This window comes from Pseudomonadota bacterium (assembly GCA_010028905.1).
In the GTDB taxonomy this organism is placed as follows: Bacteria; Vulcanimicrobiota; Xenobia; order RGZZ01; family RGZZ01; genus RGZZ01.
This window is the reverse complement of the sequence record RGZZ01000134.1, coordinates 1-10958: the sequence shown is the minus strand read 5'-3', so window position 1 is coordinate 10958 and position 10958 is coordinate 1. Positions and strand designations below refer to the sequence as shown.

General features: G+C 67.8%; 11 protein-coding genes. All 11 read left to right on the top strand.

Going from position 1 to position 10958, the window contains the following annotated elements:
* Positions 1 to 756, top strand: a 756-nt coding sequence (locus EB084_11220; protein ID NDD28824.1) for a DUF58 domain-containing protein, incomplete at its 5' end; no start/stop codon positions are given.
* Positions 753 to 1859, top strand: coding sequence for a hypothetical protein (locus EB084_11215; GenBank protein ID NDD28823.1), 1107 nt, complete (start codon positions 753 to 755; stop codon positions 1857 to 1859). The genes EB084_11220 and EB084_11215, both read left to right, overlap by 4 nt.
* 3 nt (positions 1860 to 1862) lie before the next feature.
* Positions 1863 to 2852 (top strand): VWA domain-containing protein, encoded by a 990-nt coding sequence (locus EB084_11210; protein NDD28822.1) that lies wholly within the window; start codon positions 1863 to 1865, stop codon positions 2850 to 2852.
* Positions 2852 to 3886, top strand: a complete 1035-nt coding sequence (locus EB084_11205) for a VWA domain-containing protein (GenBank protein NDD28821.1) — start codon at positions 2852 to 2854, stop codon at positions 3884 to 3886. Before EB084_11210 ends, EB084_11205 begins: the two co-directional genes overlap by 1 nt.
* Positions 3883 to 4926, top strand: coding sequence for a tetratricopeptide repeat protein (locus EB084_11200; GenBank protein ID NDD28820.1), 1044 nt, complete (start codon positions 3883 to 3885; stop codon positions 4924 to 4926). Before EB084_11205 ends, EB084_11200 begins: the two co-directional genes overlap by 4 nt.
* Positions 4820 to 6775 (top strand): protein BatD, encoded by a 1956-nt coding sequence (locus tag EB084_11195; GenBank protein ID NDD28819.1) that lies wholly within the window; start codon positions 4820 to 4822, stop codon positions 6773 to 6775. Before EB084_11200 ends, EB084_11195 begins: the two co-directional genes overlap by 107 nt.
* Positions 6772 to 7506 (top strand): tetratricopeptide repeat protein, encoded by a 735-nt coding sequence (locus EB084_11190; GenBank protein NDD28818.1) that lies wholly within the window; start codon positions 6772 to 6774, stop codon positions 7504 to 7506. The genes EB084_11195 and EB084_11190 overlap by 4 nt, the downstream gene beginning before the upstream one ends.
* A gap of 190 nt (positions 7507 to 7696) precedes the next feature.
* A complete protein-coding gene (locus EB084_11185; protein ID NDD28817.1) occupies positions 7697 to 8080 on the top strand; it encodes a hypothetical protein in 384 nt (127 codons plus the stop codon).
* Positions 8014 to 8355, top strand: a complete 342-nt coding sequence (locus EB084_11180; protein NDD28816.1) for a PqqD family protein — start codon at positions 8014 to 8016, stop codon at positions 8353 to 8355. The genes EB084_11185 and EB084_11180 overlap by 67 nt, the downstream gene beginning before the upstream one ends.
* Positions 8352 to 9431 (top strand): ATP-grasp domain-containing protein, encoded by a 1080-nt coding sequence (locus EB084_11175; GenBank protein ID NDD28815.1) that lies wholly within the window; start codon positions 8352 to 8354, stop codon positions 9429 to 9431. Before EB084_11180 ends, EB084_11175 begins: the two co-directional genes overlap by 4 nt.
* Positions 9424 to 10821, top strand: a complete 1398-nt coding sequence (locus EB084_11170) for a diaminopimelate decarboxylase (GenBank protein ID NDD28814.1) — start codon at positions 9424 to 9426, stop codon at positions 10819 to 10821. The genes EB084_11175 and EB084_11170 overlap by 8 nt, the downstream gene beginning before the upstream one ends.
* The last annotated feature ends 137 nt before the right edge of the window (positions 10822 to 10958 follow it).

Here is a 10958-nt window from a genome sequence, read left to right as displayed (position 1 = left end):
GTTCGAACCATCGACTGGAACGTGACGGCGCGCACCGGTCGGCCGTTCGTGAAGAAGCACGAGGAGGAGCGCGAGCTCACCGTGCTGCTGGTGGTCGACGCGAGCGCCTCGCTCGACTTCGGCAGCGGTCAGGTGAGCAAGCGCGACGTGGCATCCGAGATCGCGGCGATCATCGCGTTCTCGGCGTTGCGAAACAACGACAAGGTGGGACTGCTGCTGTTCACCGATCGGGTGGAGAAGTTCATCCCCCCGCGCAAGGGCAAGCGCCACTCGCTGCGACTCATCCGCGAGATCCTCGAGCCCGGGCCGACGGGGCACAAGACCGACGCGGCCGCCGCCCTCGACTTCCTCAACCGCGTGCAGAAGCGCCGCGCGGTGGTCTTCCTGCTCTCTGACTTCCTCGGTCAGCGCTTCGACCGATCGCTGCGCCTCACCATGCAGCGGCATGATCTGTCGGCGTTCCGTCTCAGTGATCCGCGCGAGGAGGAGATGCCCCGCTTGGGGCGGCTTCGCCTGCGCGATCTCGAGACCGGGCAGATGGTGGTCGTGAACACCAGCTCAGATGATTTCCAGAAGCGCTACAAGGAGGCCGCGGCCTCGCGTCGCGCCGAACTGAAGCGAAGCCTCGAGGCCGCCGGCGCCGATTACGCCGAGTTCTCGACGGCGGTTGCGGCGGTGCCGACGCTCATGCGGTTCTTCGATCGCAAGACGTCTCGTCGTCGTCGCCGGCGCGCGAGGGGAGGGGCTGCACGATGAAGCGTGTTCTCTGCGCAGCGATGATATGGGCGGCGACCACTTCGGCGATGGCCCAGACCCCTGCGGCTGTGCCGTCGCCCTCGCTGGCGCTGTCTGCCCCCGTGCAGGTGAGCGCGCGGCTCGAGCGGCCATCCGTGGCCCTCGGAGAGACAGCGCTGCTCACCGCCGATGTGACCTGGGTACAGGGCACCGATGTGCAGCCGCCCGCGGCGGATGCCCTCGACTTCGCCCCACTCGAGGTCAGAGACGCTGTGATGACGCCTCTGCCTGTTTCGAACGGTCGAAAGGGCGTGAGATATACCGTGCGCCTGGCCGGCTACGAGCCGGGGAAGGTGACGGTGCGCGGGCTCGAGATCGCGTACAAGACGGCGGATGATCAGAAGAAGAGTGTCAGTGCCGCTCCGCTCGAGCTCACCGTCGAGCGCGCGGCGTCGGTGCCCGCACCGTCGCCGGCAGCGGCGTCCGCGACGGGGGCTGCGCCCGCCAGAACCGCTGAGATCCGCGATCTCAAGCCCTTGCAGGACGTGTCGATGCCCGTGTGGGTGTGGGCCGCGCTGGCTGCGGGGGGGCTGCTTGCGGTGCTCGGTGTCGTGGCGCTGTCGCGAAAGCTGCTGCGGCGCTCGCGCCAGGGGCGGTTGGTGGTGACGACCCCTCACGGTCTCGCGCTCTCCGCCATCGACCGCCTGGTCGCAGAGAACCTGCCGACCCAGGGCCGGTTGAAGGAGCACTACGATCGTCTTGCAGTGATACTGCGCACCTACCTCTCGCAGCGCTTCGCGCTGCCGGTGCTCGAGCACACCACCTCGGAGGTGGTTGCGATGATGCGCGCGGCCAGCTTCGACGAAGCGCTCCGCGCCGACGTGCGGCTCGTGCTCGACGAGGCCGATCTGGTGAAGTTCGCGCGGCTTCAGGTGCCCACCGACAAGGCCTTTGCACAGGCCCACGCGGTGCGAACCATCGTGGAGCGCACGATCCCGGCGCCAGTGCAGGCCGTCGATGCCAAGCCGTCGTCGGAGGCGTCGACAATGCAGCCGGTGGCGACGCCCGCATCGGGCGCGGCCGGGTCGTCTGCGCCCGGCTCGGCAGCCGGAAGGGAGGCGTGAGCCATGCGCTTCGAGACGCCACTGGCCCTGCTCTTGCTGCCCATCATCGCGCTGCTGTGGTGGGCCAGCATCCGACGGGGCCGGCCTCGGCAGGCCGCCATCGGGTACTCTGATATCGCACTGGTGCGCTTTCCCGGCGCCATACGACCGGCCTGGGAGGATCGCATCCCCGTCGCGCTGACGGCGCTCGCCATGACGCTGCTGGTCATCGCCCTCGCGCGCCCGCAGCATGGGCTGACGACCCAGCAGGTGAGCTCGAACGGCATCGACATGATGCTCTGTCTCGATACCTCTGGCTCGATGAACGCCCAGGACCTCGTGCCCACTCGCGTCGCTGCGGCTCGCAAGGTCAGCCAGCAGTTCGTGCGCGAGCGTACCGACGATCGACTCGGCCTTGTGGTGTTCAGCGCCGTGGCCTTCACGCAGTGCCCGCTCACCACCGATCATGGGGCCCTGCTCACGTTGCTCGACAGCGTGAAGATCGGCATGACGCGAACCGACGGCACGGCCATCGGCTCTGCCATCGCCACGTGCATCAACCGGCTCAAGGACGTGCCGGGCAAGAGCAAGGTCATCGTGCTGCTCACGGACGGCAGCAACAACGCCGGTGAGATCGATCCCCTCACGGCCGCCAAGATGGCGGCAAAGTACGGCATCAAGATCTACACCATCGGCATGGGAACCACGGGACTTGCGCCGATGACGGTGAATGACCCCGTGCTCGGAGAGCGGACGGTCATGGTGCGGGGTGACCTCGATGAGGGCACGCTGCAGAAGATCGCCGATCTCACGGGCGGACGCTTCTTCCGCGCCACCGACACAGAGGCCCTGGCGGGCGTCTACGGTGAGATCAATCGCCTCGAGAAGCGCGAGGCGCCCAAGGCTGCGGTGGTCGACTACCGAGAGCTCTATCCCTGGTTCCTGCTCCCCGCGCTGGCGCTGCTGGGTCTCAACGCGCTTCTCGAGCGATCTGTGCTGCAGGAGGTGCCGTGATGCACTTCGCCGATCCCCATCAGCTCTGGTGGCTGGCAGCGGTACTTGCCCTCGCGGTCTTCGCCTGGCATCGCGAGGGGGTGCGCGCCCGCGTCATCGCCTCCTTCGCCCAGGCCCCCATGCTGGCGCGGCTCGCGGCCGACTACAGCCGTCGTCGTGCCCTGTTGAAGACGTCTCTCGTCATCGTGTCGCTTGCGCTGCTCGCCCTGGCCGCGGCCGGTCCCCAGTGGGGGTCGCGCATGGTCACCGTGGAGCGCCAGGGGGTCGACGTGGTGTTCGCGGTCGATTGCTCCTCGTCGATGAATGCGAAGGATGTGAAGCCGAGCCGTCTCGAGCTTGCGCGTCAGCAGCTCGGGCAGCTGGCCCATCAGCTCGAGGGGAACCGTCTCGGGCTGGTGGGATTCGCCGGCAGCGCTTTCCCTTTCTGTCCGCTCACCCTCGATGTGTCGGCCACCCGTCTGTTCCTCGAGCAGCTCGACCCGCAGGCGCTCCCCATCCCGGGCACGTCGCTGGGGGATGCCCTCCGCGCGTCGCTCCAGACCTTCCCGAAAGGGGATCCGAACAAGAAGGTCATCGTGCTCCTCACCGATGGCGAGGACCATCACAGCGACCCCATCGGGGTCGCAAAGGAGGCGGCCAAGGCCGGTGTCACCGTTCACACCGTTGGCATCGGCAATCCGAACGGGGAGCCCATCCCTGAGCAGCAGGCCGACGGGCGCGTCGATTTCGTGCGTGATGCCAGTGGCAAGGTGGTCATGAGCCGCCTCGACGAGAGCACGCTGCGTGACATCGCCAAGCTGACCGGTGGAACCTACGTGCACGTCGACGGGTCTTCCGCCGATGCGCTGTCGCCCATCTTCAGCGCGGTGAGCGGCGCGGAGAAGCATCTGCTCGAGGAGACCATGCATCGGCGCTACGTCGATCGCTATCAGTGGTTCGTTCTCGTTGCCCTCGTCCTGATTGCGCTGGAGCGAACCGTTTCGACGCGACGCCCGACCCGTGTTGCCGCGTCTGCGAGAGGAGCCGTGTCATGAAACCGAAGTCGAGTCGGATCAATGTCTTGATGGGGCTGTGCGTCATCGCATCGGCCGCAGCCTGCTCGCCGGCGCTGGGCGCTCCCGCGACACCGGTCGCCGCACCCCCTGCTGGCCAACCCGCCTCTTCGTCGACGGCGGATCCGGGAATGACGACGCCCGTTGCGCAGGTCCGCTATGTGCGGGCCATGCAGCGGGGCAGGTCAGCCTTCGATCGGGGGGAGTACCCCACCGCCCTCGAGGCTTTCAAGGAGGCGCTTTCCCTTCGTCCGAACGCCGCTGATGCACTCGATGCCATGGGCCAGGCGCAGTACCGCGCCGGCAGCTTTGTCGAGGCCCAGCAGAGCTTTCAGAAAGCCGTCGATACGGGCTCGAGCGCCACCCGCTCGCGTGCCGCCTATCACATGGGGAACGCCCTCTACAAGCAGGGAAAGCTCCAGGAGTCAGCAGAGGCGTACAAACGCGCGCTGCGCTTCAATGAGAAGGACGACGACGCGCGTCACAACCTGCAGGTGGTTCTCGATCAGCTCAAGCAGCAGAAGAACGATCAGCAGAAGAACGATCAGAAGCAGGCTGACAGCGGCAAGAAGAACGACCAGCAGAAGAACGATCAGAAGCAGGCTGACAACGGCAAGAAGAACGACCAGCAGAAGAACGACCAGAAGCAGGCCGACAGCGGCAAGAAGGGCGACAAGCAGAAGAACGACCAGAAGCAGGCTGACAGCGGCAAGAAGGGCGACAAGCAGAAGAACGATCAGAAGCAGGCTGACAGCGGCAAGAAGGGCGACAAGCAGAAGGGCGACCAGAAGCAGGCCGACAGCGGCAAGAAGGGCGACCAGCAGAAGGGCGACCCCAAGCAGGCGGCCGGCAGCGGCAAGAAGGGCGTGGCCGCGTCGGGTAGACCGGGTCAGCAGGGGGGCATGTCGACCGACGATGCGGCGCGCATCCTCCAGTACTACAACGAGAAGGAGCGGCAGGCAAAGACGAAGTCGACCCCCGCCGCCCCCTATCGCCCCAGCGCGGGCAGCGAGACGTGGTAGGAGGTTGAGCGCGATGAGACGACTTCTTGCAGCCCTGACCCTTCTTCTGGCAATGATGTCCGTGCGTGCGGCTCACGCTGCCGATGCGCGAATCGACGCGGCGGTTGATCGCAACCGGGTCAGCGTGGGAGAGACCATCACGCTCCAGGTGACGGTGAGCGGCGATGGTCAGCTCGAAACCCCCCACCTGCCGGAACTGCCGGCCTTCACTGTGTACGCCGCTGGTCAATCACAGAACATGTCGGTCATCAATGGCGACGTGTCCACCTCGATCACCCAGACCTATCTCCTCACGCCGCGGCGCGCGGGGCGCTTCACCATCGGCCCCATCCACCTCCAGACCCCACAGGGGTCTGCCTTCAGCGCGCCGCTCCAGATCGAGGTGACCAACGACAACGCCGGCACGCGACCGCCCACGCGGAGCGGTCCGGGCGTGACGGGCCTTCCCAACGGCTTCCCACGTGTGGCACGACCCCCACAGATCCCTGGGTTCCCCCAGGTTCCCGGGTTCCCCGGGGTCCCCGGTTTCCCGGGCCAGCCTTCCGGCGGTCGCCCCAGGGAACCAGAAGGACGCGGTCCCGCCTTTGTCACCGCCCAGGTCGACACGCCTACGCCCGTGGTGGGGCAGGCCATGATCTACACCCTCGACTTCTATCACACGCCTGGCGTGAGTCTCAGCCGTCAGGCGCAGTACCCCAACACCACGGGTTTCCTCACCGAGGACCAGGCGCCGGAGCGAACGTTCACGCGGGTGGTTGACGGCCGCACCTACACGGTGAACGAGGTGCGCATCGCGATGTACCCGTCGGCCGAAGGTCACTTCGAGATCGGGGCCGCTCGTCTGTACTGCAAGGTTCCCGTTCACCTGGGAGATGACGACTTCGACAGCATCCTCACGACCACGACCGAGAAGGAGCTCGAGGCGGCCGCCATCCCGGTCGATGTCCGCCCGCTCCCCGAGGGACGTCCCGCGGATTTCACGGGGGGCGTGGGGCGCTTCACCGTCTCGGCGCGTCTCGATGACGCCGCTTCGGCCCGCGTCGGGCAGGCTCTCAACCTCGAGCTCACGGTTCGAGGAGAGGGGGGCATGAACATGATGCAGCCCCCCAGGCTCCCCGCCATGCCAGGCTTCCGCGTCACCGACCCCGTGCCCGCAAGAGCAGCGGCCAAGAGCGGAGAGCGCATCTTCACCGCCGTGCTGGTGCCGTCGAGCAGCGGTCCGGCAACGATTCCGAGCGTCTCGCTGTCGTACTACGACCCGAAGGCCAAGGCCTACAAGACTGCATCCACCGCTCCCATCGCCATCACGGTGGCGCCCGGCGCGCAAGGGGGCGCGCCCGCGTCGCCCGCGGCAGCGCCGTCTGGTGCGGAGAAGCCCGACCCGAGAGGGCTGCGCCCGATTCATGAGGGTGGGGCGCTCTCGTCGGCCACAGACCTGCTGCGCTCTCCTGGTTTCCTCGGCGCGCAGGCCATTCCGCTCGTGCTGCTGGCTGTGGCGTTCGTCCTCTGGGGGCCGCGACCCCGATGGCGCGCGCGGCGTGAGCGTCGCGGCGACGCCCTGCGACGGGCACAGGGCCAGCTTCGAACGGTCTCGCGGCTCGACAGCATCTCTCCGGTGCTGTACGCCTACCTCACCGAGAAGCTGGGGTCGTCAGCGTCGGGCATGCCGACCCGCGACCTGCTGGTGGCGCTGCGTGCCCGCGGCGTTTCGCAGGAGGAGTGCGACGCGCTCTCGCAGCTTCTGGCGGCGGCGGAGCAGGCGCGCTACGCGCCGATGCAGCCGTCGGCTCCGGCCTCCATCACCCACGTCGAGCAGCTGCTCGCGCAGCTCGAGAGGAGCCTGTCATGAAGCGCATCGTCTTGATCGTCAGTCTGCTGCTCACCTTCGCACAGATGCGTTTCGGCGTCGCCCAGGCCGCGGTTGATCGCGCAGAGACGATGCGCCAGGCCAACGACGCCTATCGCCAGGGGCGCTTCGACGCGGCCGCCGAGGGCTATCGCGCGCTGGTGGCCGATGGCGTCGACGATGCGACGGTGTGGTACAACCTCGGGAACGCCTACGCCCAGGGCGATGACGTGGGGCGTGCACGTGCCTGTTACGAGCGCGCCCTGCGGCTCTCGCCCCGCGACCCCGATCTGCGCGCCAACGCTTCGTCGCTGCACGACCGCGCGGTCGACCACGAGCCAGACGAGGATCTGCTCACCGCTTCGGCGCACGCCTTCACGCGCAACGAGCTGGCCGTCGTTGCCTCCGCGGCCTGGTTTGCCTGCTGCGGGTCTCTGGCGCTCTGGCTGCGGCGGCGCAGTGAGGGACTGGCCTGGTCTGGCGCAGCCAGCGCGATGCTGCTCGTGGTTGCGGGTGGCCTGCTGCTCGTTCGCGTCACTGAGCCTGCGCGGGCCGTCGTGGTCCCCGGAGAGGTGAAGCTCCTCAACGGTCCGGGGCGCGAGTACAGCGTGGGTGTCTCGCTTCACGCGGGCACGCGGATCGAGGTCCTTGCGTCGGAAGGGGATTGGCGAGAGGTGGGCGCTTTCCATCGCGTGAAGGGATGGGTGCGGGCCGAGCAGATCGAGACCATCTGAGCCCGCGCCGCGGGCAACCGCACGCCTGTTCCCGCGCACAGGACACTGCGTCAGGACTGCGAACCTCATGGGCATGAACCGATGCATCGTACCGACCCGCCTCCTTCTCGCCCTCCTGGCCGCGCTCTTGGCTGTGGCCTTCTTGCCGAGCGCGTCGCACGCGGCGCCCGCATCCGCCTGGCGCATCGATGTGCGCGCGGCCATCGAGCGCGATGCATACGTGCTCACCGTCACGGGGGTGGCGCCAGCGGGTGGAGCCTGGCTCGGACGGTCGGCCTACGCCTATGGCATTCGCGACAAGGCAACCGAGGGCGTGCACGAGGTGGTGTCAGTGCGCGGCGACTTTCGACACGTCTTCACCATCCCCGTTTCCAGGGTCAGGGGGGGGAGCTATGAGGTGGCGCTCTGGTCTGGCCGGGTCATGGCTGCGCAGTGCACCATCCCGCGTGACACGTGGTGCAAGCGCAACGGCTATCACCTGACGGGTCTGCTCGCCTATCGCGGCGGATGGTTCCCCCGCACCGCGCAGAGCACAGGGTTTCCCGTCGCTGGCGTGTGGCAGGGCGAACCGTGAAGGGAATCGGCCCCCCTCGTGGTGACGCGCTCGATGCACCCTGGGGAGGGGAGGGACCGTGGCTCTCAGAGAACGGCTTTCTCTTCGACCCGGTGAGAGGGGTCTCGTACAGCACCAACGCTGTTGGCGCGCTCATCTATCGGCTGCTTGCCGCGGGCAAGGGGCTGCAGGCGGTCGTCGACGCCGTTGTGGAGCGATTCGAGGTCGACCCCTCGACCGCGCGACGCGATGCCGAGGCGTTCATCAGCCAGATGCGCGCCGCTGGCCTTCAGTGAACCGTCAGGCCCTTCACGCCACGGTTGCCGTGACCGGACTGAACGCTACCGACAGCCCGGCCCCGGGCACGGGCGTGATCCGCTGCCTGCGCGCAGATCCGGGATGGCGGGGGCGAATCGTCGGTCTGGCCTATGACGCGCTCGATACCGCGGTGTACGATGCATCGCTGGTCGACGAGGCGCATCTCATCCCGTACCCCGCTGCGGGGTGCACGGCGGTTCTCACGCGCCTGCTCGAGGTGCACGGCCGAACCCCCATCGATGTTCTGCTGCCGACCCTCGACACTGAGCTGTCGAACATGGTGGCCATCGCCCCAGAGCTCGAGCGCTGCGGCATCGCCACGCTGCTCCCACGCGCTGAATCGCTGCGCCTGACCTCGAAGCTCGAGCTCGATGCCTTCTGCCGAACCCACGGCTTGCGCTCTCCGCCCACCGTGGTTCTCGAGGGACCTCGACACCTCGAGGCGCTCCCATTCGCCTATCCCATTGCGGTGAAGGGGGCCTGGCACGGGGCCGAGATCGCTCGCGGCCCCGAAGAGGCTGCGCACGCGTACGCCCGCATCCGCAAGCGCTGGGGCAGCCCCGTTCTGGCCCAGCAGGTCGTGGAGGGCGAGGAGTACGACGTGCTCATGCTGGGCGACGGCGCGGGTCGCCTGATCGGGTCGGTGGCCATGCGCAAGATGGGAGTCACCGATTCGGGGAAGGCGTGGTCGGCGGTGACGGTGAGCGATACGGCCCTCCATCAGCTGGCGGAGCGCGCGTTTGCCGCCCTCGGATGGCGTGGCGCGCTCGAGCTCGAGCTCATCCGCGACGAAGTGACGGGCGCCTATCACCTCATCGAGATCAATCCGCGATTCCCGGCGTGGTGCTATCTGTCGGTCGGGGCAGGCGCGAATCTCGCCGCGGCCCTCGTGCGCATCGCGCTTGGGGAGACGGTGGAGCCTTTCGGGCAGGCGCGGGCCGGGGTCGCATTCGTGCGGCACGCTGTCGACCTCATCTGCTCGCTCACGACGCTCGAGCAGCTCGTGACGCGGGGGAGCATCTATCACGACCGAGGAGCCTCGTCTGATGCGTGAGCCCTATCAGAAGCCTGTTCTCGTGCGACATCGCCTGGGTGCCCTGAATCCGTTCGCTCGCCCGCAGGTCACCCTTCCCGGCGGCCGTCTCGATGGGTTTTCCCCCGATGATCTCGTGGCGCGGCACGGCAGCCCCCTGTTCGTGATCTCGGAAGCCGAGCTGCGCCGCCGCTATCGCGAGCTCGATCGCGCATTCCGCCTGCGGTACCCGCGCACGACCATCGGCTACTCGTACAAGACGAACTACCTGTCGGCCATCTGCGCGGTCCTTCGTCAGGAGGGGGCGTGGGCTGAGGTCGTGAGCGGTTTCGAGTACGACATCGCGCTCGCCCTGGGGGTGCCGGGATCCGAGATCATCTTCAACGGTCCGATGAAGCGCCGCCACGAGCTCGAGCAAGCCGTGGCGGACGGTGCCCTCATCCACGCCGACTCGCTCGAGGAGGTGGCTGATCTCGAGGCCATCGGCGCGCGTCTGGGGCGTCGCATCCCCATCGGCCTGCGCGTCAACATGCGTCTTACCGATGAGCCGTGGGACCGTTTCGGATTCAACCTCGAGAACGGAGACGCGCGGCAGATGGCGGCGCGTGTCGCATCGAGCCCGTCGCTGCGGCTCTCCGGCCTGCACACCCACGTGGGGACCTACATCACAGACGTCGATGTGTACGCCCGCGCTGCCGTCCGCGTCGCGGAGCTGTGCGCTGATCTGCGGCGCGGGAGCGGGGTCGAGCTCGACCATCTCGACTTCGGAGGCGGCTTCGCGGCGCGCACCCGCCTGCACGGGCAGGCGCTTCCCGTGGAGCACGTCGTGCCTTCCATCGATCGCTATGCAGAGGCGCTCACCTCGGCGCTCATGCGCGGAGACTTCCCGGTCGACAGGCTCCCCCGCCTCATCATCGAGCCTGGACGTGCCTTGGTTGCCGAGGCGGTGCAGCTCATCACATCGGTGGTGTCATGCAAGCGCCTCTCCGACGGGCGGCGAGGGCTGGTGCTCGATGCGGGGGTGAACCTCCTCCCCACGTCGTGGTGGTACGAGTTCGACGTGATGGCCGTGAAGGAGACGAGCGGTGTGGTCGACACGGTGAATCTCTATGGCCCCATGTGCATGAACATCGACTGTCTGCGCCAGAACGTTCCGCTGCCGCCGGTCGGCGCGGGAGATCTGCTCGTGGTGCGCAACGTGGGGGCCTACAACCTCGCGCAGTCGATGCAGTTCATCCAGCTGCGACCGGCCGTTGTGATGCTGGGCGATGGGGGTGTCGAGCTCGTGCGCGAGGCCGAGACCGCGGCCTACGCGAGGCAGCTCGAGCACGTGCCCGTGCGGCTCGTTTCGATGCCCGCACCGGACGACGGGGCCCCGTCGCCTCGAGAGGATGGCGCGCGTCGCTCGTGACCGTCGAGCCGGCCGAGCTGCGTGATCAGACGCCGTCGCGAACCGCCGTCGCGCGCGGGGGCGTCTTCGAGGCGTGCGCGCGCGAGACGCTGCTCGGATACAGCCAGATCGTTCTCTGCGGACGTGTGGTGTGCGGC